At 69.1% G+C, this 22,356-nt stretch carries 20 protein-coding genes; 6 read left to right on the top strand and 14 right to left on the bottom strand.

Annotated elements, in window-relative coordinates; genetic code table 11:
• Positions 1–2: 2 nt before the first annotated feature.
• Together EV647_RS03420 and EV647_RS03425 are read right to left on the bottom strand one after the other, a co-directional pair.
• A complete protein-coding gene (locus EV647_RS03420) occupies positions 3–2,102 on the bottom strand; it encodes an alkaline phosphatase family protein (RefSeq protein WP_133998262.1) in 2,100 nt (699 codons plus the stop codon).
• Positions 2,103–2,182: 80 nt separating this feature from the next.
• Positions 2,183–3,481 carry a family 43 glycosylhydrolase gene (locus EV647_RS03425; RefSeq protein ID WP_133998266.1) on the bottom strand — a complete coding sequence of 433 codons (1,299 nt, stop codon included), beginning with the start codon at positions 3,479–3,481 and terminating at the stop codon, positions 2,183–2,185.
• Between the two features lie 148 nt (positions 3,482–3,629).
• Here EV647_RS03425 and dacB point away from each other — a divergent pair, with 148 nt between their 5' ends.
• From dacB to EV647_RS03450, 5 genes are all read left to right on the top strand, one after another.
• Positions 3,630–5,183, top strand: coding sequence for a D-alanyl-D-alanine carboxypeptidase/D-alanyl-D-alanine-endopeptidase (dacB, locus tag EV647_RS03430; protein ID WP_238177013.1), 1,554 nt, complete (start codon positions 3,630–3,632; stop codon positions 5,181–5,183).
• Positions 5,184–5,234: 51 nt separating this feature from the next.
• Complete coding sequence (locus EV647_RS03435) at positions 5,235–6,188, top strand: GNAT family N-acetyltransferase (protein WP_133998269.1); 954 nt, start codon at positions 5,235–5,237, stop codon at positions 6,186–6,188.
• The gene (locus tag EV647_RS03440; RefSeq protein ID WP_133998272.1) at positions 6,185–7,147 is read left to right on the top strand and encodes a GNAT family N-acetyltransferase; all 963 of its coding nucleotides are present in this window, start codon (positions 6,185–6,187) and stop codon (positions 7,145–7,147) included. The genes EV647_RS03435 and EV647_RS03440 overlap by 4 nt, the downstream gene beginning before the upstream one ends.
• A 66-nt stretch (positions 7,148–7,213) precedes the next feature.
• Positions 7,214–7,807, top strand: coding sequence for an ArsR family transcriptional regulator (locus EV647_RS03445; RefSeq protein ID WP_133998275.1), 594 nt, complete (start codon positions 7,214–7,216; stop codon positions 7,805–7,807).
• Entirely contained in the window at positions 7,804–9,060 is a 1,257-nt protein-coding gene (locus EV647_RS03450) for an MFS transporter (RefSeq protein WP_133998278.1), read from the top strand. The genes EV647_RS03445 and EV647_RS03450 overlap by 4 nt, the downstream gene beginning before the upstream one ends.
• On the opposite strand, the gene EV647_RS03455 is transcribed toward EV647_RS03450, so the two are convergent.
• The 10 genes from EV647_RS03455 to priA all read right to left on the bottom strand — a co-directional run bounded on the left by EV647_RS03455 (position 9,057) and on the right by priA (position 19,904).
• Positions 9,057–10,640, bottom strand: coding sequence for an MDR family MFS transporter (locus tag EV647_RS03455; protein WP_133998281.1), 1,584 nt, complete (start codon positions 10,638–10,640; stop codon positions 9,057–9,059). The two genes, EV647_RS03450 and EV647_RS03455, sit on opposite strands and share 4 nt — an antisense overlap.
• Positions 10,640–11,146, bottom strand: a complete 507-nt coding sequence (locus tag EV647_RS03460; protein ID WP_133998284.1) for a MarR family winged helix-turn-helix transcriptional regulator — start codon at positions 11,144–11,146, stop codon at positions 10,640–10,642. Before EV647_RS03460 ends, EV647_RS03455 begins: the two co-directional genes overlap by 1 nt.
• Positions 11,147–11,226: 80 nt before the next feature.
• Positions 11,227–11,724, bottom strand: coding sequence for a MarR family winged helix-turn-helix transcriptional regulator (locus tag EV647_RS03465; RefSeq protein WP_238175114.1), 498 nt, complete (start codon positions 11,722–11,724; stop codon positions 11,227–11,229).
• Positions 11,721–12,482 (bottom strand): imidazole glycerol phosphate synthase subunit HisF, encoded by a 762-nt coding sequence (gene hisF, locus EV647_RS03470; protein WP_133998288.1) that lies wholly within the window; start codon positions 12,480–12,482, stop codon positions 11,721–11,723. Before hisF ends, EV647_RS03465 begins: the two co-directional genes overlap by 4 nt.
• A gap of 46 nt (positions 12,483–12,528) precedes the next feature.
• Positions 12,529–13,119, bottom strand: a complete 591-nt coding sequence (locus tag EV647_RS03475) for a hypothetical protein (protein ID WP_133998291.1) — start codon at positions 13,117–13,119, stop codon at positions 12,529–12,531.
• On the bottom strand, positions 13,116–14,048 hold the full coding sequence (locus EV647_RS03480; RefSeq protein ID WP_133998294.1) for a lysophospholipid acyltransferase family protein: 933 nt from the start codon (positions 14,046–14,048) through the stop codon (positions 13,116–13,118). The genes EV647_RS03475 and EV647_RS03480 overlap by 4 nt, the downstream gene beginning before the upstream one ends.
• Positions 14,048–15,628 carry a lactate racemase domain-containing protein gene (locus tag EV647_RS03485; protein WP_133786350.1) on the bottom strand — a complete coding sequence of 527 codons (1,581 nt, stop codon included), beginning with the start codon at positions 15,626–15,628 and terminating at the stop codon, positions 14,048–14,050. Before EV647_RS03485 ends, EV647_RS03480 begins: the two co-directional genes overlap by 1 nt.
• A 45-nt stretch (positions 15,629–15,673) precedes the next feature.
• Entirely contained in the window at positions 15,674–16,873 is a 1,200-nt protein-coding gene (locus tag EV647_RS03490) for a zinc-binding dehydrogenase (RefSeq protein WP_133998297.1), read from the bottom strand.
• Positions 16,870–19,170: an HAD-IB family hydrolase gene (locus EV647_RS03495; RefSeq protein ID WP_238177014.1), complete on the bottom strand. Its 2,301-nt coding sequence runs from the start codon at positions 19,168–19,170 to the stop codon at positions 16,870–16,872. The genes EV647_RS03490 and EV647_RS03495 overlap by 4 nt, the downstream gene beginning before the upstream one ends.
• Positions 19,167–19,904, bottom strand: coding sequence for a bifunctional 1-(5-phosphoribosyl)-5-((5-phosphoribosylamino)methylideneamino)imidazole-4-carboxamide isomerase/phosphoribosylanthranilate isomerase PriA (gene priA, locus EV647_RS03500; protein WP_133998300.1), 738 nt, complete (start codon positions 19,902–19,904; stop codon positions 19,167–19,169). The genes EV647_RS03495 and priA overlap by 4 nt, the downstream gene beginning before the upstream one ends.
• Before the next feature lie 120 nt (positions 19,905–20,024).
• On the opposite strand from priA, the gene EV647_RS03505 reads away from it, so the two are divergent.
• Positions 20,025–21,137: a cytochrome P450 gene (locus EV647_RS03505; protein ID WP_133998303.1), complete on the top strand. Its 1,113-nt coding sequence runs from the start codon at positions 20,025–20,027 to the stop codon at positions 21,135–21,137.
• On the opposite strand, the gene EV647_RS03510 is transcribed toward EV647_RS03505, so the two are convergent.
• Complete coding sequence (locus EV647_RS03510) at positions 21,121–21,879, bottom strand: class I SAM-dependent methyltransferase (protein ID WP_133998306.1); 759 nt, start codon at positions 21,877–21,879, stop codon at positions 21,121–21,123. The genes EV647_RS03505 and EV647_RS03510 overlap by 17 nt on opposite strands.
• 9 nt (positions 21,880–21,888) lie before the next feature.
• A complete protein-coding gene (locus tag EV647_RS03515) occupies positions 21,889–22,338 on the bottom strand; it encodes a hypothetical protein (RefSeq protein ID WP_133998309.1) in 450 nt (149 codons plus the stop codon).
• Positions 22,339–22,356 lie beyond the last annotated feature (18 nt).

The raw sequence follows: 22,356 nt of genomic DNA on the forward strand, positions 1-22,356 counted from the left end.
CTTCAGGCCTCCACCTTCGACTCGACCGGTAGGTCCTTGCGCTGTCCCAGCTTCTCCAGCCAGTCGATGAGCACTTCGTGGACCGCGTCGGAGCCTACGGGAGGCTCGTTCAGCACCCAGCGACTCGGGTGTACCAGAACCGCCTCGGTCTGCCAGCCGCCGATCCCGCCGTGGCACCCGACCAGTTCCTCGAACGCCGCCACCTCGTGGGTGTACTCGTCCAGCCGGCTGACCACCACCAGGTCACCGTTGTGCGGCATCTCCGCCTGGTGGAGCAACGACGGCGCCGCAAGTTCGCCGTACGCCGCCAGCGGGTCCTCACCCTCCACCCGGCCGGACCGCAGGACCCGGACCCCGGCCCGTCCGATCGCGACCGGTCCCTCGGCGAGCGAGTCGACCACGACGAACCCGATCCCGGGATGGGTCGCGAGGCCCGGGATCAGCTTCGGGTGCAGCAGCTCGATCTCCTCCAGCGGCACCCGGCCGGGCGTCGTCGCGAGGTAGATCAGCGCCAGGTTGCCGGACGCGGTGACGACCATCTGCTCGTCCGCGGCGATCATCGGCTCGCAGTCCTTCGGGCCGAGCTCGACCTCGCCGGTCTTCACGTGCAGCGCCCTACGGGTCACGGACCCGGCGACGCTGCGGCGCATGCTCAGCTCGGTCAGGAACGCGTTCACCGGGCCCCAGCCCTCGGACTTGCCGACCGCCGCGACCGGCTCCTTGGTGGTGTCGACGAGGTCGTCGACGACCTCGGCGAGTGTCCGGCCGTAGCGCTGCAGGAATGTCGCTCCCTGACTCTGGCCGTGGTCCGACAGCACGACGATCTCGTACGAGTGCGGGAGGATCTCGATGATCCGCTGCAGCGCGCCGAGCACCCGGTCGAGACCTTCGAGGGTCTGCAGAGACTCGGCGCGGGTCGGGCCGGCGTGGTGCGCGACCTCGTCGTAGTCGACGAAGTCGCAGTAGATGGCCGGTGTGCCCTTCACCAGCTCGTCGGTGATCAGCGAGACGTTCAGGTCGCGGAGCAGGACATTGGTGACCGCGCGCAGGAAGATGTACGCGCCGCCGCGCTTCACCCGCGGGACCAGGTGCCGGACACGCTGCCGGCGGGCCTGGTGCAGCTCCTTGACCATCTCGGCCACGCACAGCACCAGGCCGCGCGCGGCGCCCTGCGGGCTGGAGAAGAACCGCACATAGCCGCGACTGCGGCTGTTCGGCAGGGAGGCCCGGCTGAACACCAGCTCGCACTTGTCCGCGTCGCCGGACCAGTTGTTGCTGATGCTGACGCCGCCGTCCGCGAGCAGGCCGCGGCCGGTGGACATCCGGGCCTCGATCTCCGCCGCGTCCCGGCCGCGGTTGGTGACCATCACCCGGCCGGTCTCCTTCTCGTACCACCGGAACGCCGGGATGTGCCGGGAGCCGCCGTGCAGGATCCCGGCCTGGCTCGCCGGGGTCGTGGCCGGTACGCCGGTGTGCCAGGCGAGCATCGAGTGCTTGCCGTCCCGGATCCAGCCGCCGAGGTTCGGCAGGTTGCCGGCCAGGACCATCCAGTTCAGCAGCGGGGCGGACAGGCCGTCGATCTGGATGATCAGCATCCCGGTCTTCGACGCGGGCTGGATCCGCCGGGCACGGCGGTGCACGACCCGCATCACCTCCGCGACGTACGCGTCGTCACTGCCCGCGTACGCGACCCAGCCGACGAAGGCGCTCACCGACGCCATCCAGATCGACACCAGCAGCGGCGCCTCCACCCCGCCGTGCAGGCTCACCCCGGGATCGACGGTGATGGCGAGGTAGACGACTCCGAACTGTGACAGCAGCCCGCCGATCAGCACCCCGAGCGAGCCGATCAGCACCGCGACCCCGGCCAGCACCCAGCGCACCAGCACCGAGAACACCGCCAGCAGGACGACCAGCCGGAGGATCGGGAGCCGGCCGTCGCTGCTGATCTGCGGCAGCGTCCAGAACGTGATGATCAGCGAGATCAACGACAGCAGGCCGCCGACCAGCATCGCCTGCAGGCCGCGTCCGGTGCGGCGCAGGTCCAGCCACACCGGACGTCCACGCCTGTTCTTCGACACCTGTTCTGGTGGTTTCGCCATCGCCTGCTTCGTGCTCCCCGTCCGTCGCCCTGCGGCACCTCACAGTGCCAGTACGAGGGTACGGGGTCCTACAGACGGATTTACTGCACCTCGAGGTAGTCAACCTCCGTGTAGAGCGTGCCCTTGGTCAGCCGGATCGTGTTCCAGCCGGCGTTGAGCGTGACGGAGACCGAGCTCTGCTGCCAGTTGTCCCAGCCAGTGACCGGATAGCTGACCGAACCGGCATTGTTGCCATTGACAACGAGACCGTGGCTCGCCGTGGACGCCGAACCGTTGGCGTACCCGACATGCAGCGTGTAGCCGCCGGCGACCGGCGCGAACACCGTGTTCTCCACCCACGAGTCGGCGTAGTCGATGTACGCGACGACCTTCCCGTCCGACGCGCCGGCCGCGTTCGACCGTACGACGCAGTGGTTGAGCGTGCCGCGCTCCGCCTCGTACCGGACCCGGCTCCCGCGCACCACCGGGTAGTCGTTCGCCCACCCGACGTCAGCGACGTACAGATGCCGTCCGCCGTTCACCCAGCCGTGGACGAACACCTTGTCCCCGACGACGTCCGCGCCACCCGGGCCGCAGACGTGGTTGTCGAACGTCGCCGTCGTCATCAACGGCCGGTACGCCGTGGTCCACGGCCCGCTCAGACTCGTCGAGGTCGCGTACGACGTCAGGTAGTTGCAGTCGTTGTACCCACCGCCGGAGAAGAACAGGACGTACTGGCTGCCGCGCTGGACGAGATCCGGCGCCTCGATCACACCGCTCGAGGTAAGCATCGCGGTGTTGCCGCCGACGAGACTCCGACCGTTGTTCGCCGTACGGGTCAGCCAGAGCGTCGACGGCCGGCTGATGGCATTGCCGTCGTTCTTCCAGACGAGGTACCGGGTGCCGTCGTTCGCGACGAACGTGTTCGCGTCGATCGCGCCGCCCAGGTCGAGCGGGCAGATCAACGGCGCCGTACCGACCGGCTGGAACGGCCCGAGCGGACTCGTTGCGGTGGCCACGCCGATGCACTGGCGGCCGGAGGCCTTGTGCCAGGCGGTGTAGGTCAAGGTGTAGGTGCCGTCGGAGTTCGGGTAGACGTCCGGCGCCCAGGTGCGGCCGGGCTGGGCCCAGGCGCTGGACGGCCCGCCGGGCATCGCGTCGCCGCGGACCGTCCACGGCCCGTTCGCGCTCGGGGCGGTCGCGACCGGAAGCGTGCCGCGACTGCCGTTGGTCGCGTAGGCGTACCAGGTGCCGTTCTGCTCGAAGACGTCCGGGTCGGGGAAGTTCTCGCCGGTGATCTCGCTCGGGAAGACCGCCACGGTGGTGGCGGCGTGGACCGCGGGTGACAGGAAGGCGGTGAGGCTGAAGACGGCCAGAGCGGCCGCCAGAAGTCGTCTCATGTGTGACTCCTCAGGTGGGGGCGGATACCTGTGGGACGAACTTTTCCATCGATTCACCTGAAACACGAGACCTCAATCCCTGGACCCCGACGACTGCGAGGTGTTGACTCCCGCTAGTTGGTTTCCGCCAGGGGTGAGGGAGTGTCTCGTGAGTCGTTTACCGAGAGGGATGATCGCCGCGGTCGCCGCGGTCGCGGCCGCTGTGGGTGGGGTCGTGACACAGTCCGTCGCCGCGCCCACCGCCGTACAGGCATCTGCTTTGCAGCAGCGGCTCGACGGGCTGTTGAACGACAGCCGGTACGACGGTTCGCAGGTCGCGCTCGTGGTCCGCGACGCGACCACCGGCGAGACGCTGTACGACCGGAACGGCGGCCAGCGGATGCTGCCCGCGTCGAACACCAAGCTGTTCAGCTCGACCGCCGCGATGCACGTCCTCGGCCCGTCGTACCGCTTCCACACCGACGTCCTCGCCGGCGCGCCCGTCCGCGGCGGACAGCTGCTCGGCAACCTCTACCTGAAGGGGTACGGCGACCCGACCGCACTCGAGTCGGACTACGCGGCACTGGCCAAGCAGCTCAAGGCGGCCGGCGTACGGCGGGTGTACGGCGACCTGATCGCGGACGACACGTACTTCGACCACGTCCGTCTCGGTGACAGCTGGGCTTGGGACGACGAGCCGTTCTACTACAACGCCCAGATCTCCGCACTCACGCTCGCCCCGAACACGGACTACGACTCCGGTACGGCGATCGTCGAGAGCCGCCCCGGGGCGACCGCCGGCGCGCCGGTGCAGCTGACCATGGTCCCGGCGAACGGCGTACTCACGATCGTCAACACCGCGACGACTGGCGCGGCTGGTTCCTCGAACACGCTGAACGTCGAGCGCGACCACGGCACCAATGTGGTCCGGGTCAGCGGCTCGCTGCCGCTGGGTGCCTCTGTCGACCAGGAATGGGTGACCGTCTGGGAGCCCGAGCTGTACGCCGCTGACGTGTTCCGGCGCGCGTTGTCCGCCCAGGGCATCTCCGTCAGCGGACGGATCAAGAACGCGGCCACTCCGGCGAGTGCAACGCGCCTGGCGCGGGACGAGTCGATGACGGTCGGCGAACTGATGACGCCGTTCCTGAAGCTCTCGAACAACATGCACGCCGAGACGCTGGTCAAGGCGATGGGTGCCGTCGTCGAGGCGGACGGCTCCTGGTCGTCCGGCCTGGGCGTCGTCACCGCCTACGCGAAGAGCATCGGCGTCGACACCAGCCGGATCCGGCTCTCCGACGGCTCCGGTCTGTCGCGCAAGGTGAACGTGACCGCGGACTCGATCACCGACGTACTGATCGGTGCGCAGAAAGAGTCCTGGTGGAAGCAGTGGTACGACGCGCTGCCGATCGCGGGCAACCCGGATCGGTTCGTCGGCGGCACGCTGCGCAGCCGGATGCAGAACACGCCGGCCGCCAACAACCTGCACGGCAAGACCGGCTCGCTCACCGGCGTCACCTCGCTGTCCGGGTACGTGACGAACAAGGACGGCCGGAAGCTGGTGTTCTCGATGATCAGCAACAACTACCTGGTCAGCCCGCGTTCGATCGAGGACGCCGTCGGCGTCACGCTCGCGTCCTGGTCCGACCAAGCACCTCCCGCGGCCGTGTCCACGTTGCGAACCGCCCAGACCACGTGTGAGCTGGAGTGGGACAAGGCGTGCTGATGCCTCTTTAATGCCGTGGACAGTACGGCGGTCGTTCATCACCATGTGGGAATGACCGCCGTACTGCCCAGCACCTACACCGTCCGGCCCCCGTCGAAGGAGGACGCGCAAGCGGTCCTCGACCTTGTGGCCGCCTACAACACCCCGGTGATCGGCTTCGCCGACTACACCCTCGAGGATGCGGAGGACCAGCTCACCGAGCCCGGCTTCGACCCGGCGACCGACGGCTGGCTCGTGTTCGACGACGGCCGGCTGGTCGGGTACGGCTCGGTCTTCGGCAAGGGCGATCATCGCCAGCTCGACCTCGATGTCGTCACCACCGACCCCGTCGTGGAGCGTTTTCTGCTCGACCGGGTCGAGCGCCGCGCAGCCGAGCTCGCCGCGGAGTACGGGCACCCGGTGGTGCTCGTCGATATCGTCAACTACCAGGCCGACAAGGCCCGCGAGGAACGGCTGGCCGGCTACGGGTTCGAACGCGGCACGATCTTCCACCGGATGCGGATCGACCACGACGGGGCGGTGCCGGCGCCCGCGGTTCCGGACGGCGTCACGGTACGGCGGGGCGCGCCGGACGAGGCGAGCCGCCGGGCGGCGCACGACGTACTGAATGCCAGTTTCGCAGGGCAGTTCGGGTTCTCGCCGCGCTCGTACGAGGAATGGCACGCTTCGCTGGAGAACTTCTCGGGGTTCGACTGGTCCCAGCAGACGCTGCTCGAACTGGACGGCGAGGTGGTCGCGATGCGGCTGTGCAACGACCAGTTCGTCGAGGACGAGAACTGCGGCTACATCGGGCGGCTCGGCGTACTCGAGAAGGCTCGCGGGAAAGGCCTCGCGAAGTTCCTGCTCCGCGACCAGTTCGCGCTCGACGCGGCCGCCGGCCGGACCGGCACGATCCTGCACGTCGACACCAACAACCCGACGCCGGCACTCGGAGTTTACCTGTCGGTCGGTATGCAGGCCGTCCTCGTGATGGAGGTCTGGCGACGCGAGGTGCCCGCCGCATGACTGCATTGACGCCGCGACTCCGTCGCGGCGGGCCGCCCGGTTACACCGCTCGGCCGATGCGGCAGGAGGACGCCGCGCTGATCGCGGAGCGGTCCGGGGTCTACACGTCGGCGCTGCTCGGTTTCCCGAAACACAGCCCGGAGGATGTCGCCAACTACCTCCGGGATCCCGGCATCGACCTGGCGACCGACGCGTGGGTGGTGCTCGGCCCGGACGGCGACTTCGCCGGCTCCGCGACGGCCGTCGCGATCACCGCCGGCACCCACCTGAATCTCGACGTCCTCAGCGAGGACCCGGCCGTCCTCGACTGGCTGCTCGACCGGTCGGAGCGCCGCGCCCGCGAGATCGGCCGGGACGAGGTGATCCTCAGACTCGGCGTGATCCGGCAGGACGATCGACTCGCGAAGGTGGCCGCGGCGCACTGCTTCATGGTCGGTACGTCGACGCATCGGATGCGCATCACCTTCGACGGCCCGGTGCCACCACCGGCCGTACCGGAGGGCGTCGTCGTACGGCGCGGCGCTCCGGACGAGGCGAGCCGCCGGGCGGCGCACGACGTACTGATGGAAGCTTTCGCGGACCAGCCCGGGACCCTGCCGCGACCGTTCGAGGACTGGGCCGCATCGCGCGAGAGCCGGTCGACGTTCGACTGGTCGCAGGTGACGGTCGTCGAGGTCGACGGCCGGGCGGTCGGGATGACCGAGTGCAACCACAACTTCCTCAGCACCGACAACTGCGGGTATATCGGCCGACTGGGCGTCGTACCGTCCGCCCGCGGCCGGGGCCTGGCCAAGTTCCTCCTGCAGAACGCGTTCGCGGTCGACGCCGCCGCCGGCCGCACCGGCACGATCCTGCACGTAGACGCCGGCAACCCAACCCCGGCGGTCGCCCTCTACACAGGCGCCGGCATGCGCCCAGACGTCACGAGCGACATCTGGACCAAGACAATCCACTCCTGACCACCGGCCCTCCTGTCGACGCTGGAGGGATTGCTTTCGGGAGATCTGAGAGATTACTCTCGAAACATGTCTCTCAGGAATCCGTACGGCGATTTCGAGATCACCGACCCGCAGGCGATGCGCGCACTGGCGCATCCGGTGCGGCTCGCTGCGCTCAGCTATCTGCAGAAGAACGGCCCGGCGACGGCGACGCAGCTGTCCGAGCACGTCGGCGCCTCCCCCTCGGTGACCAGTTGGCACCTGCGGCACCTGGCCGAGTTCGGGCTGGTGATCGACGTACCGCCGCCGAGCGGAACGGACCGGCGCCAGCGCTGGTGGAACGCCGCCGCCCGCGGATTCCGGTACGAGATGCCGGACACCCCGGAGGGTGCCGAGGCCGGCCGGCTGCTGCGCACCGAGATGATGAACCAGGTTCTCGAGGCGGCCCAGCAATGGCTGGTCGAGACCGAGCCGAATCTGGACCCGGAATGGAGCCGGCTGGCCGGCTCGGCGAACACCCTGATGGTCGTCACGCCCGCCGAGGCCGAGGCCCTCGAGTCCGCCATCGAGCAGCTGATGGCGCCGTACATCCAGCGTCGCGACGCGGGCGAGTCCCCCGACGACGCCCGCCCGGTGCGGTACGTCCGCATCTCCTTGCCTGAAGCAACGGAGCGACCATGAAGACGCTGCCCGCCCCCAGCCTTTGGCGCGACCAACGGTTCCGGACCTTCTGGTCCGCTCAGGGCGTCTCCGAGTTCGGGGATCGGATCACCGAGCTCGCGCTGCCGCTGATCGCCGTCACCATGCTCAACGCCTCCCCCAGCCAGGTCGGCTTCCTGACCGCGGCGGTGTGGCTGCCGAACCTTGCATCGCTGTTCATCGGCACCTGGGTCGACCACCGTCGCGACAAACGACCGCTGATGATCGCCGCCGACCTGGCCCGGACGATCCTGCTGCTGACCTTGCCGATCGCCTACTGGTTCGATCTGCTCGCCCTTGGTCAGTTGTACGTGATCGCGATCCTGGCCGGCACGGCGCATGTCGTGTTCGGTACGGCGTACGCCTCGTTCTTCGTCCGGATCGTCGAGCGGGACCAGTTCCTCGAGGCGAACAGCAAGCTGTCCGCGACACGCTCGATCTCGTTCATGGGCGGACCGGCGGTTGGCGGTCTGCTCGTCCAGTGGCTGACCGCGCCGGTCGCGATCGTTGTCGATGCGTTGACGTTCGTGTTCTCGGCTGTTCAGATCAGCCGGCTCAAGGTCGAGCCGGGGGCATCCGAGCAGTCGGACGAGCCGCTGCTCCGCCGGGCCGCCGCCGGGATGCGGTACGTGCTCAAGCATCCGTACCTCAGCCGCAGCCTGGGCTGCGCGACCACGGTGAACTTCTTCAACCTGATGAGCATGGCGCTGCTCGTGCTGTTCGCGAGCCGCATCCTCGGGTTGTCCGCGGGGGTCATCGGCGTTGCGTTCGGGGTCGGCGCGTCCGGCGGCCTGCTCGGCGCGGTCACCGCGTCACCGCTCAGTCGCCGGTTCGGCGCCGGTCCGGTGATCGCGGCCGGCGCGGTCGTCTTCCCGGCCTCGATCGCGATCGCCGCGCTCGCGGACGGACCGACGTGGTTCAAGGCGGTCGCGCTCGCGGTCGCGGAGTTCATCGGAGCATTCGCGGTGATGTGCTTCGACGTACCGCTGAACTCACTGCAGGCGGCCGTCGTCCACGACCACATGCGCAGCCGGGTCGCGGGCGCGTTCAGCAGCATCAACTACGGCATCAGGCCGCTCGGCGCGGTCGTCGGAGGGTTCCTCGGCACCTGGATCGGTGTCCGCGAAACCCTCCTCGTCTCCGCTGCCGGCGGCCTGCTCGCCGTACTGTGGCTGGTCGGCTCCCCGATCATCCGCACCCGCGAACTGTCCGGCCTCGAACCACCCGAGCTCTAGTCCTCGATCACGTCGACCTTGGCGACGGTCGTGCGGAGCGGGACCTCCTTGATGAAGAGGACCGCGATCAGGCTGACCACCGCACAGGCGGCCGCGATCAGGAAGATCCGTCCGGTTGCGTCGCCGTACGCGTGCCGCACCAGCTCGGCCAGCTGCGGCGGCAGATGGTTGACGTCCAGCAGGCTCGTGCCGCCGGAGCCACCCTCCTGCAACTTCCTCGCGGCATCGGCACCACCTGGACCAGTGGCCAGCAGACCGTCGACGATCAGGTCCTTCACCCGGACCGCCAGGACGGCGCCCAGTGCGGAGACACCGACCGCACCACCTAGGCTGCGGAAAAATGCGACCGTCGCGCTCGAGGCACCGATCTGGGTGACGTCCACAGTGTTCTGCACAGCGAGGACCAGGTTCTGCATGGTCATGCCCATGCCCAGGCCCATCGCGAGCATGCCGAGCCCGACGAACCAGTACGGCGAGGTGTGGTCGATCGTGCCGAGGATCAGTAGACCGCCGAGCAGCAGGATGCCGCCGGCAACCAGGTACCGCTTCCACTTGCCGTAGCGGGTGATCAGCTGACCGGAGCCCGCCGAGCCGACGAACGAACCGAGCATCATCGGGATCGTCAGCAGGCCGGCCTCGGTCGGGCTGTAGCCGCGGGCGATCTGGAAGTACTGACCGAGGAACAGCGCGCTGCCGAACATCGCGACACCGACCGCGAGGCTGGCGACGATCGCCAGCGCCGTGGTCCGCTCCCGGACGACCTTCAGCGGGACCAGCGGCTCGGCCACCCGGTTCTCCACCATGACGGCGAGGAACCCGAACAGCAAGGTGCCGCCGACGAACAACGCGGACTGCCAGGACATCCAGGCGAAGTCCGAGCCGGCGAAGGTGACCCAGAGCAGCGGCAGGCTGGCCGTGATGCTGATCAGCACCGCGCCGAGGTAGTCGATCCGGACCTCACGCTTCAGCACCGGCAGGTGCAGGTACTTCTGCAGGATCACCAGGCTGACCACGGCCAGCGGGACGCACACGTAGAAGCACCATCGCCAGCCGAGCCACGAGGTGTCGACGATGACGCCGCCGATGAGCGGGCCGCTGACGGTCGCGACCGCCATCACGGCGCCCATGTACCCGGAGTACCGACCCCGCGACCGCGGTGGGATCGCTGCGCCGATGATGGCCTGGGCGAGCGCCATCAGTCCGCCCATCGCGAGGCCCTGCAGCACCCGGGCGCCGATCAGGAACGGCACGTTGTGGGACAGGCCGGCCAGTGCCGAACCGACCACGAAGAGCGAGATCGCGAGCTGGACCAGCAGTTTCTTGCTCATCAGGTCCGACAGCTTGCCCCAGATCGGGGTGGACACCGTGGTGGCCAGCAGGCTCGCGGTGAGGACCCAGGTGTACTGCGTCTGGGAACCCTCGAGCTCGGCGATGATCGTCGGCAGCGCATTGCTGACGATCGTCGAGCTCAGCATCGCCGTGAACAGCGCGGCGAGCAGGCCGATCAGGATCTCGAGGATCTCGCGGTGGGTGAGTTCCGGCACACTGGGCAGTTGGCGCCGGGTCTCGGTGACAGTCATCAGTCTCCAGTCTTGGGGTTACGCCTCACGACCTTGTTGGCCTCGACGATGGCGGTGGCGACCCGCTGCATGGTGGCCGCGGCCGCGGTCATCGCGTCGTCGTCGAGGTCCGCAAGGGCGGTTCTCAGTTGCCGGGTGTAGGACGAATAGAGCGCCTCGAGCTGGGCCTTGCCCTGGGACGAGAGGCTGACCAGCCCCACGCGGGCATCGGCCGGGTCAGGCCGACGGCTCACCAGTCCGTCGGCCTCGAGCGCGGTCAGCTGCCTGCTCACCACCGACGCGTCGACGCCGAGCTTGGCGGCGATCTCGCCGCCACGCTGCTCGCCGTCCTTCATCAGCACCTTGAGCACACTCGCGTCAGAACGACGGAGTCCGCCGTCGCCGGCCAGGTGCCGGTGCTCGATACACCGCACGGCGCGCACCAGCGAGCTGACTCCTTCGAGCAGCTCCTGCGCGGCCGCATCCCGCTCTACCCCCGGGACAAGGGGTTGCTGAGCTAGTTGCATAACCCAACTATATAGCTGGGTAGTTGGTTTCCACAACCATATGCACAAGCTGTGGAAAACTGGTTACGAGTAGTGAGCCCTCAGCCGAGGTCGGCGTTGAGGCGGCCGAGCAGGCGGCCGAGGTCGGCGAGGTCGGTGGGGTTCCAGCGGTCGAGGATGGCGCGGAACTCGGTTTGACGTTGCGTTCGCATGGCCTCGAAGCGTTCGGCGCCGGTGGTGGTGAGGCGGAGCAGGCGGGCACGGCCGTCGTCCGGGTCGCCGACGCGTTCGATCAGACCGAGGTTCTCCAGCTGGGTGATGCCGCGGCTGACGGTGGACTTGTCGAGGCCGAGCACCTGGGCGACGTCGGACGCGCGTACGCCGGCGCTGCTGCCGGTGCCCATCTCGATCTGGGAGATCAGCGCGTAGCCGGCCGCGTCCATTTCCGGGTGCACGCGGCGGGCGAGCCGCAGCGAGGCCGACCGTGACCGGCGGAACAGCGCCGACAGTTCCTGCTCGATCGCTGCCACCATCTGCTCCGACCGCTCACCAGACGGGGCCGGCTGGTTCGAGTGGTCGACCTCGGCGGGTGTGCTCACCGGACCACGATCCCGGCGTCGCGGAGCGCCTTCTTCACGTCGGCGATCCGGAAGTCGCCGAAGTGGAACACGCTCGCGGCGAGTACGGCGTCCGCACCGGCCTCGACCGCGGGCGGGAAGTGTTCCGGCGCCCCCGCTCCCCCGCTGGCGATCAGCGGTACGTCGACCACCGCGCGGACCGCCTTGATCAGCTCGAGGTCGAATCCCTGTTTCGTCCCGTCGGCGTCCATCGAGTTGAGCAGGATCTCCCCCGCGCCCAGCTCACAGCCGCGCTGCGCCCACTCGATCGCGTCCAGCCCGGCCGACTTCCGGCCTCCGTGCGTGGTGACCTCGAACCCGCTCGGCTGCTCCGCGGCCCGTCGTACGTCGAGGGACAGCACCAGCACCTGGTTGCCGAAGCGGTGCGCGATCTCGCGGATCACGTCCGGCCGCGCGATCGCGCCGGTGTTGATCCCGACCTTGTCCGCACCGGCCCGCAGCAGCCGGTCCACGTCGCCCACCTCGCGGACCCCGCCGCCCACGGTCAGCGGGATGAACACCTGCTCGGCGGTCCGCCGGACAACGTCGTACGTCGTCTCGCGCGACCCCGACGACGCGGTGATGTCGAGGAAGGTCAGCTCGTCCGCACCCTCCGCGTCGTACACCTGCGCCATCTCGACCGGATCCCCGGCGTCCCGCAGATCCGCGAAGTTGACGCCTTTCACCACCCGTCCGGCATCAACGTCCAGACACGGAATGACTCGCACAGCAAGGCTCACGCGGCCAAGCGTACCGAGCCGGGCCGTCCGATCCGGTCAACCTGTCTCAGAGGAGCAGCGCTCGGACGACAGGCCACGCGATCAGCACGCCTGCGGCCGCCGCACCGAGCAGCCACAGAAAGTTCAACGGGTTGCGCTTGTACGCCGGATCGACGCCGATCTCACGCACCAACTCGAGCGAGCCCATCGTCGCGCGCTGGTCCACCGGAAGGCCGATCGCGCTCGTCACGGTGTGGAAGTCGGTGTCCGTCCAGAGCCAGCGGGCTCCTCCGATGCGGGTGCCGTCCGCGGCGAGGACGACCAGCAGACCCATCGGCAACGACCCCTTGACCCGGCCGATCGTCAGCACCCTGACCACCTGGGCGCGCGGAACCACCTTCGTCGGCGACCAAGCGGAGGACCGGACGGCGACCGCATCCGGGCTGACCCAGATCCTGGCACCACGGATCGCCAGCCAGAACAGGAGCGTCAGTACGGCGACCAGTACGACGAACAGACTGGCGGCCGCCGCCCAACTCAGGGCCCAGGTCGCGAGCGAGACACAGAGCACCGCGGGCAGCACCAGGTAGGCGCCGGCGAGGATCCAGAACGGGCGGCCGGCCGCGCCGAAACGCGGCCGGACCTCGATGGTCGTCACTTCCAGGCGCGACGGCGGTTGTCGGTGGACTTCATGGGGCGGGTGGACTCCCAGACGCGGCGCCAGCGGGCTGCTTCGGGGCCGGTCTGCGAGGGCGAGGCGCCGATCGCGGCGCGGCGGCGGGCCTCGTACCAGGTGGTGGACTCCTCGTCGAGGAGGGCCGAGACGGCGGCCGCGATGCGAGGCGCGAAGTCGCGAGCGCTCTCACCCTCGGCGGGCTTCAGCGGGTCGCCGTACCGGACGTGCACCGCCGGGCGACCGGGGATCGGCCAGCCGCGGCCGCGCGGCATCGCGGCGAACGAGCCCTTGATGCCGACCGGGATCACCGGCACGTCGTGCTCGACGGCCAGGTACGCCGCGCCCATCCGGAACCGCTGGATCCAGCCGTCCGGCGAGCGCGTGCCCTCCGGGAAGACGACGACGTTCCAGCCGTCCGCGAGCAGGTCGCCCGGCGTGGAGCTCATCTTGCCGCCGCGGCGCTCGATCGGGAACGTGTTGAATACGATCGCCGAACCGGCAGCCCGCCACCAGGTGTCGAAGAAGTAGTCCGCCGCGGCCGCGAACGCCGTCTTGCGGCGCATCGCGTCCGGCAGCGACAGCAGCAGCAACGGGGTGTCCAGGTGCGACGAGTGGTTCGCCACGATGATCGCCGGGCCGTCGAGCTTGAGCAGCGAGTCCAGGCCGCTGACCCGCGGGCTGACCTCGAAGTTCAGGACGGCGTTCAGCGGACCCTTCTGGAGCAGGTCGCGGATCGCGATCGCGGCCGGCGTCCGGGCCCACTTCGTCGGGAAGACCGTGGACTCCTTCGGGATCACGTACGGCTCGGCGGACCGCGGCACCTGCGGCCGCCGGCCCCAGCGCCACCCGCGCGCGACCTGCTTCACGTCGCGCGCGGTGTCCTTGCCGAACTTCACCAGACTCGCGCCCATCAGCGCACGTCCGCGAGCAGGTGCGGCGGGTTGTGCAGGTAGGTGATCGACGGCGACCGGCCGACCGAGTGGCTGACCATCTCGAGCGCGTCCTGCAGCGTCGACGCGGACCGGAAGCCCATCCGTTCGACGGTCTTGCGGTTCGCGCCGACCCAGACGATGTCACCGCAGTGGTCCAGCGCGTGGGAGATCCAGTACCACATGTAGAACGGGTGTACGCCGTGGTACGCGTACGACGTCCGGTACAGGTGGATGTACCACGGGTCCTCGGCGTACTGCTTCTCGAACTTCGCCTCGATCGTCGCCGGATCGGTCGACTCCGACAGCACTTCCTCGAAGAAGTCGACGTACGACGGGTGGTGCAACTGGCTGAACTCGTAGTCGACCGGGTGGTAGAGGATCACCGCGCCGTCCTTGCGGACGACCGGGTTGCCCCGGTACGAGTTGAAGTAGTAGCCCAGGCCCATGCACGCGGCCAGGATCGGGTTCATCACCGAGTTCACGTTGTACGGGCCGACGAACGGCACGCCCATGATCGCGACGTCCGACTGGCCCTGGACCTCGACCAGGTGCTGACGGTGCACGGCCTCGATCGTCTTCTCGTGCACCGGCTCGATCGCCCCGGCGTTGATCCCGGTCAGGCCGTAGTTCGACCGGACGTCGGTGAAGATCTTGTGCCGGACCTTGGCCGGCGCGGCGGCCAGCGCGCGCTTGGTGCCGAGCATCGAGGCCTGGTCCTTGATCGACCACTCCCACTCGCGCTTCTGCAGGAACTCGATCGGCCCGCCGAAGATGTCGTTGTTCAGCGTCGTCTCGATCTGGAAGACCTTGACGTGGCTGGTCAGCACCTCGCCCATCCGCCAGGCGGAGTGGTGCATCTTCGAGGCCTTGTGGTCCATGAACGACCGCGAGTGGATCATCGTGTGGCTGTTGTGGTGGTGCTTCAGCGACTTGTACGACGCCAGCCCGATCGACGTCGACTTGTGGCCGCCGTCCATCGCCACCAGGTTCACGTTCACGTAGACCAGCAGGTCGGACTCGGCCGCCCGCTTGGAGATCTCGACGTCCTCGCCGTGCCGGGTCTGGCCGAGGTGGGTCAGGTTGTCGCGGTCCTCGGCGTCGAAGTTGTAGAGCTTCCCGTCCGGGAAGAACGACCGGAAGACCCGCTCGCCGACGATCTCGCGCAGCTCGTTCGGGGTCAGCCTGCGGTGCAGCGCGTTCGCCGAGATCAGCTCGACGTCGTCGACACCGGCCTGTGCGGCCAGCTCCAGCACCGCCTCGATGACGCGCTGCCGGATGTCCGGCTTCTTCATCGGGGGCAGCGGCAGCGAGATGTCGTCGAACGCGATCGTCAGCCGCATCCCGGCGCGCAGCAGCTCCGGCAGCGGCTCGGAGTCGATCGGGTTCAGCAGCGCGTTCTGGATCGCCTCGTCGACGTCGCGGACCGGCGGCAGCGCCTCCGGCGGGTACACCACCCGGGTGCCCTGCGGGAACCGCTCCAGCAGGAAGCCCTCGCCGTTGTGCACGAGCAGCGGCGGCGTCCGGTCGTCCACCTCAAGCACGAAACCTGGCCGAGACATGTCAGAACCTCTCTCGTCGTACGTACTGCACAGGTGTCACGGCCCTCATGAGGCCCTCACATCGAAAGCAACCTTGACTGTTCCCAGTCGGCCGGCGGAGTGCGCATGGTCGAGCGCCTCGCGCCAGCGGTACAGCGGGTAGCGGGCCCCGACGATCCCGTCCAGCGGGGCCCGGCCGGCGAGTTCCAGCGCGGTCTCGAACGCCGGGCGGCCGTTCGGCTCCTCCCGTGCGGAGGCGTACGTGCCGGTGACCTCGAGCTCGCGGAACCACACCGGCGACAGGTCGGCGCCGCTGGCCGGCATCCCGGACAGCACCACGCGGCCGCCGGCCTTGGTGACCCGCAGCACGGTGTCGATCGAGTCCTTGCTGCCGACCGCGTCGACGGCGACGTCGACGCCGCCGAGCAGGAACTCGCCGCCGCTGAAGTCCTGCTTCAGCCGGAACGCCCCGGTCGCCCGCCGTACGCCGCGGAACACCTCGTCCGGCGCCACGACATCGCTGGCCCCGAACGCGCGCGCCAACTCGCGCTGCTTCGGGTGCTTGGCGACCACGGTGATCCGTCCGGCCTGCGTCAGCTCACGCAACGCGAGCGTCGCGAACAGCCCGACCGCACCGGCACCGCTGACCAGCACGGACTGTCCCGGCTCGACCTTGGCCCGCAGCGCAGCGTGTACCGCGCCCGCCAACGGCTCGACCAGTACGGCGCGCTCGTCGGACATCCCGTCCGGTACGGCGTACAACTGGCTGCGATGCGCGACCATCAGGTTGCCCCAGCCGCCGCCGGTGTCGCGGCAGAACCCGGTCTGCAGACCCGGCGCGACATGGCCGACCGTGATCCGGTCGCACCTGTTGGTGTTTCCGGACACGCAGCCCTCGCACGGCTCGACGCCGCGCGCCGCGCAGGTCAGGACGCTGTCCATCACCACGCGGGTGCCCTTCGGCAGGTCCTCGCAGTCGTCGAGCAACTCGCCGACGATCTCGTGACCCGGGACGAACGGCAGCGACACGACCGCGGAGAAGTACAGCTTCGTGGCGCCGGTGACCATGCCGAGGTCCGAGCCGCAGATGCCGGACAGGATCGGCCGGATCCGCGCCCAGCCCTCCCGCTCGGCCTTCGGCTCGTTGATCGTGACGAGGCGCAGCGGGGCGGCCGGTCCGGTCAGGATGCCGGGGATACGGCCGCCGACCGCCTTGGCCGCCAGGTACTTCGCCGGCGACCGGTACATCTCGAGAGCGAGCATCATCGAGCGTTCACCCCGGGGAGCTCCAGACGGGACGATGTGGACGGTGTCTTCCAGTCGACGATCTGCCAGCGCGCGGCCCGGGCGGCCCGGAACAGCGACACGTCGGGCGAGACCGCGACCGGGTTGCCGACCGCTGACAGCATCGGCAGATCCGAGTGGCTGTCCGCGTAGGCGTACGACTTGGACAGGTCGATGTTGGTCTGCCGCGCGTGGTGCTTGAGCCAGGCGGCCCGCGACTCACCGACCAGCGGCGGGCCGGACAGGAAGCCGGTGCAGCGGCCGCGGTCGTCGACAGCCAGCTCGGCGGCGACGATCTCGTCGAACAACGGCTCCAGCGGACGGGTCAGCGGCCGGACCGCCCCGGTGATCAGGATCGTCTTGTGCCCCGCGGCGCGGTGCTCGCGAATCCGGCGTACGGCGGCGCCGCTCAACCGTTCCAGCACGTGCTCGGCGAGGATCTCGTCGACGATCTGGTTCAGCTCCTCCAGATCCGCGCCGGCGTACCGGCGGTAGATCGTGCGGAGGAACGTGCCGCGGTCCTTGCGCTCGGCGGCGATCAGCTTCGGGAGCTTGCGGAGCATCGCGCCGATCTCGCCGGCCCGCTGCGGGCCGTCCAGCTCGGGCAGCCGCATCCACAGGTAGGTCTCGATCACGTTCGACGACAGCAGCGTGCCGTCCATGTCGAACGCCGCGACGACCTTGGCCTCGGACGGCTCGACCTTCTTCAGCACACCGGCGGACTCGGCGAGCGCCTTGTTCCGCTTCTTGCGGACGACGTCCAGCCGGCGCATCGACTCGGTGACGCTCGGGCAGTGCAGCTCCTGCAGGTAGTACTGCCAGTCGACGACCGCGGTGTCGCAGGCGAACTTCTCCTTGTCGTCGCCTTCGAGTGCGTTGTGCAGCGCGAGCACGTTGTCGTCGATGAACTGCAGCTCCGCCTGTGCGTACTCGGAGTACAGGTCCATGTAGCGGCGCAGGAAGTCGAGGCGGCGCTTCTGGACGTCGAGCTCGCGGGCGTACTTCCGGGTCCGCTCACCCCGCGGGATGGTGGTGATGATCTTGTCGGCGATCTTGTGTGCGCGTTCGCCGTACCTGAGCATGCTCTCGACCGAGTCGCCGCCGGGGAACTTCCACACCGGCAGCCGGACCGCGCCGCGCTCGCCGAGGTCGAAGGGATGCTTGGAGAAGTACGCGCGGACGCCGGCGTACAGCTGCTCGAACGTCAACGGGTTCCGGGCGCCGGAGCCGATGTGGTAATACTCCGGCTTGCTCAGCTCGGGCTCGGTCGCCATCACCGCGCAGATCGCGCCGACCACGTGGTCGACCGGGATGATCTCGATGACGGAGTCCGGCGACGCCGGGAACTCGGGCAGCTCGCCGCGGCCGTAGGCCAGGATCAGCGGCTCGGCCATCTTGAAGCCCTCGATCCAGCCCGGGTGCGGGCTCTGCAGCGCGGACTCGATGATGGCCGGCCGGACGATCGACGTCGGCAGCTTGCCGGAGAACTCCTCCACCACGCGCTCGCCGAGCGCCTTGGTGAACGTGTAGCAGTCGGTCCAGCCGAGGCTGCGGGCCCGCTCGGTGCCGGTCTCGACCAGCCGCTTCGCGACCCATTCGGTACGCCGCCGCTCGGTGTCGGCCGCGGCCGTCAGGTGACCGGCGCGCCGGTGCAGCTTCTCGGCCTCCTTGCGGAACTTCGCCAGCATCGGCGCGGACCGGGACTGCTCCTCGATCCGGGACTTCATCGCCATCCCGGCCTCGGCCTCGGTCCGCCAGTCGACGAAGTGGTCGACCGGGGCCTCCGGGATCGCACCGCGCCGGCGGCCGGCCGTGTAGGCGGTGGAGATGTGCACGTAATGGACCTGCCGGCCCGTTTCGACGATCCGCTCGAGCAGGCTCTTGGTGCCGAGCACGTTGGTCGTGAACGCCTCGTGGATCGGCGGGTCGAAGCTCACGTCGCCGGCGCAGTGCACGACGATGTCGAGATCCTTCGGCAGCTCCGGTACGTCGGACAGGTCGCCGTCGATCACCTGGATCCGGGCGGCCGACAGGGCCTCGGCGTCGGCGTACTCCGTGCCCTCGCCGTAGAACGGCTTGAAGATGTCCTTCCGCAGCAGCTGCGCCATCCGGTCGGTGCCGGTCATCGAGCCCTTCGGCCGGATGATCGCGACCACGGTTGTGCCGGGAAGCTCGCCGATGATCCGGTGCAGCAGCGCCTCACCGACGAAGCCGGTGACACCGGTGACCAGGACCTTCTTGTCCTTGAGCTTGTCCTTGAGCTTGCCGCCCACACTCACTTGTCGCCTCCACGCGTGAGCTCGAGTGCCTGTTCCAGGGTGAACGCGCCGGCGTAGAGCGCTTTGCCGACGATGACGCCCTCGACGCCGTCCTTGACGAGCGTGCTGAGAGCTTTGAGATCGTCGAGGCTGGAGACGCCGCCCGACGCCACGATCGGCTTGTCGGTGCGTGCGCACAGGTCGCGGTACAGGTCCAGGTTCGGGCCCTGGAGCATGCCGTCCTTGGTGACGTCGGTGACGACGTAGCGCTCGCAGCCGGCCGTCTCCAGCCGGGCGAGCACCTCGTACAGGTCGCCGCCTTCCTTGGTCCAGCCGCGGGCGGCCAGCGTGCGTCCGCGGACGTCCAGACCGATCGCGACGCGGTCGCCGTACTGCTGGATGATCCGGTCGCACCACTGCGGGTCCTCGAGCGCGGCGGTGCCGATGTTCACCCGGCGCGCGCCGGTTGCCAGCGCTGCCTCCAGGGAGTCGTCGTCGCGGATGCCGCCGGACAGTTCGACCTGTACGTCGAGCTTGCCGGTCACCTCGGCGAGCAGCTCACGGTTGCTGCCGCGACCGAACGCCGCGTCCAGGTCGACCAGGTGGATCCACTCCGCACCGGCGTTCTGCCACGCCATCGCCGCCGCCAGCGGGTCGCCGTACGACGTCTCACTGCCGGCCTCGCCCTGCACCAGCCGAACCGCCTGACCGTCCGCCACATCGACGGCAGGCAGCAGCACCAGGTTCTCAGACATGGCCACACCCTAGAGGGCGATGCGGAAAGATTCGTAACCCGGAGGCCTCCTGAGTCGTTTAAATCCGATCTGTCTCAGCAATACCAGTGCCATTAGTGGTCTTATCACTAGGCTGGTCGGGTGGCGACCGTCGAAGAGCTCGAGACCGATCCGCATCCGACCCTGGCGAGGATCCGGCCGATCGGGTGGATCGAGGCGCTGAACAGCTGGGTCGTCACGTCGCGAGCGCTCGTACTGACCGTCCTGCGCGATCCGGAGACGTTCACGGTCGACGATCCGCGGTTCTCGACGGCCCAGGTGGTCGGCCCGTCGATGCTGTCGCTGGACGGCAGCCCCCACAAGGCCCACCGCGACCCCTTCGAGTCACCTTTCGGCCTGGCCGAGACCCGTCGTCGCTTCCTGCAACCGGTGCGGCAAACGGTCGACGAGCTTGTGTCCGCTCTGGAATCGCCGGCCGATCTTCGCACCGCGCTCGCGGGACCGTTGTCGGTCGCGGTGGTCGCGATGTCGCTCGGCCTGCCGCCGGCGTCGGCCTCGACGGTGCTCGACTGGTACACCGCGATCTCCGCCTCCGTGTCCGGCGTCTCCGCCGGTCGCCCGGTCACCGCCGAAGGCGCCGCCGCCTTCGCCGAGCTGCACAAACATGTTGCCGCGGGCATCGACTCGTCGGACTCCCTGGTCGCCACGGCCGCGCGCGCCGGGCTCGGCGTGGACGAGGTCGTCGCCAATGCCGCCGTCCTCATGTTCGGCGGGATCGAGACGACCGAGGGCATGATCACCAACGCGCTCTGGCACCTCCTGACGCATCCCGAGCAGCTCGACCTGGTGCTGGCCGACCCGTCGCTGCTGCCGAACGCGATGGAGGAGTCGCTCCGCCTCGAACCGGCCGCCGCCGTCGTCGACCGCTACGCCACCCGCGACATCGAGCTTGCGGGCCGGGAGATCCGTCGTGGCGACATGGTGACCGTGTCGCTGGCGGGTGCCGGTCGTGATCCCGAGGTGTTCGAGTCGCCGGACGACTTCGACGTACGGCGGGCCAACGCCCGTCGCCATCTCGCCTTCGCGAGCGGACCGCACATCTGTCTCGGCATGCACCTGACGCGCCTGGAAACACTCGTCGCCCTGGAGGCCGTCCTCGAACTTCCCGGGCTCCGCCTGGCCGCGGACTCGCCTCCGCCGCGCGGGCTGGTCTTCCGCAAGCCGTCGGCGTTGCGGGTCAGCTGGGACGCGTGAGCACGAGCATCGTCGCGGAGTAGACGGGCATCGGCCGGTCCGGATCCCGCTCCGCGTCCTCGGCGAACCTGGCGAACCCGGACTCGATCTCGTCCGCCGGCAAATGCTCGAACGTCGACAGCGCACGATGGCTGAGCCGGTCGTACCGCTCCCGCAAGGTGCGCGGCTCCTCGGCGGTGATCTCGACGATATCGTCGCCCGGCGTCAGCCCGGCCTCGACCGCGAGCGCCTGCGTCGCGGACAGCGAGAGGTACATCGCGGCGTCGACCTCCCGCGCGGACGGGAAGTACTCGTACCAGAACAGGTCCGGCATGAGATCCGCGAACTGCGTGCGCAGCAACGCCACTCCCCCGGGCCGCAGCACCCGGCGTACCTCACGGAGTCCCTGCAACGGATCCGGGAAGTGATGGAACGACAGGAACATCAGCACCGCGTCGACCGATGCCTCAGGCAACGGAATGTCCTCCGCGGCGCCCTTCAGGTAGGTCACCCCCGGATGCGGGGCCTCCTCGGCCGCGGCACGCATCCGGTCCGACGGCTCCACGCCGTACACCTGGCCCTGGAACCGCGCGGCCAGACCCGGGGTGAGTCGACCGGTCCCGCTGCCCAGGTCGAGGACGTCCAGCGGGCGCCGCTGCGGGAGGTACGTCGCGAAGGCGCTGGTCCAACGCTCTACCTCGGCGGGCGAGATGCCGCGGCCCGCGACGTACACACTGCCCATCCGACCGTTGTAGTCGACCATGACCCGAGGTTATCCGCCTTGGCCGAGCATTGCCGCGAAGGACAGGAGTGCCGCTAGCAGTGCTAGGACTGCGGCGGCGTACGCGAGGATCGTCGTGGACAGCGCAAAGGTGCGGCCGCTGGGCCGGTCACGTGCCTCCTGGCGGACCGCATGCGCACAGCGCACCGCTGCGATGCCGACCAGCAGGCCAGGTATGGGTTGGAGCAGAAAGCCAGGGGCGTCGAACGACGGGTCCGAGTACGCGAGGTCGTACATCGTCGTGAAGGCGGCCCAGATCACCAGTGGCGTGGACAAGGCGAGCAGAACGGCCGCCGGGGCCGCCGGCACCCAGAGCGGTCCATCGGCGTTCGAGGGATTCACCCACGAACCGCCGCGACGGCGGCTCGCGGCGAGCACCGCGGCCAGGCCGAACGCGACCAACCCGATGAACGACCACAGAGCGACGTTGTCCCGTTGCACGGCCCCACCTCCCCCGCG

This window comes from Kribbella sp. VKM Ac-2566, from assembly GCF_004366005.1.
Lineage (GTDB): Bacteria > Actinomycetota > Actinomycetes > Propionibacteriales > Kribbellaceae > Kribbella > Kribbella pratensis.

Coding starts and splice junctions, on each gene's coding strand:
- EV647_RS03490 (WP_133998297.1), bottom strand. CDS start 16,873: ATGATGCTCGCTCTCGAGATGTACCGGTCGCCGGCGAAGTACCTGGCG.
- EV647_RS03440 (WP_133998272.1), top strand. CDS start 6,185: ATGACTGCATTGACGCCGCGACTCCGTCGCGGCGGGCCGCCCGGTTAC.
- EV647_RS03425 (WP_133998266.1), bottom strand. CDS start 3,481: ATGAGACGACTTCTGGCGGCCGCTCTGGCCGTCTTCAGCCTCACCGCC.
- EV647_RS03510 (WP_133998306.1), bottom strand. CDS start 21,879: ATGGTCGACTACAACGGTCGGATGGGCAGTGTGTACGTCGCGGGCCGC.
- EV647_RS03485 (WP_133786350.1), bottom strand. CDS start 15,628: ATGTCTCGGCCAGGTTTCGTGCTTGAGGTGGACGACCGGACGCCGCCG.
- EV647_RS03460 (WP_133998284.1), bottom strand. CDS start 11,146: ATGCAACTAGCTCAGCAACCCCTTGTCCCGGGGGTAGAGCGGGATGCG.
- EV647_RS03455 (WP_133998281.1), bottom strand. CDS start 10,640: ATGACTGTCACCGAGACCCGGCGCCAACTGCCCAGTGTGCCGGAACTC.
- EV647_RS03420 (WP_133998262.1), bottom strand. CDS start 2,102: ATGGCGAAACCACCAGAACAGGTGTCGAAGAACAGGCGTGGACGTCCG.
- EV647_RS03445 (WP_133998275.1), top strand. CDS start 7,214: ATGTCTCTCAGGAATCCGTACGGCGATTTCGAGATCACCGACCCGCAG.
- EV647_RS03435 (WP_133998269.1), top strand. CDS start 5,235: ATGACCGCCGTACTGCCCAGCACCTACACCGTCCGGCCCCCGTCGAAG.
- EV647_RS03480 (WP_133998294.1), bottom strand. CDS start 14,048: ATGGGCGCGAGTCTGGTGAAGTTCGGCAAGGACACCGCGCGCGACGTG.
- priA (WP_133998300.1), bottom strand. CDS start 19,904: ATGTCTGAGAACCTGGTGCTGCTGCCTGCCGTCGATGTGGCGGACGGT.
- EV647_RS03450 (WP_133998278.1), top strand. CDS start 7,804: ATGAAGACGCTGCCCGCCCCCAGCCTTTGGCGCGACCAACGGTTCCGG.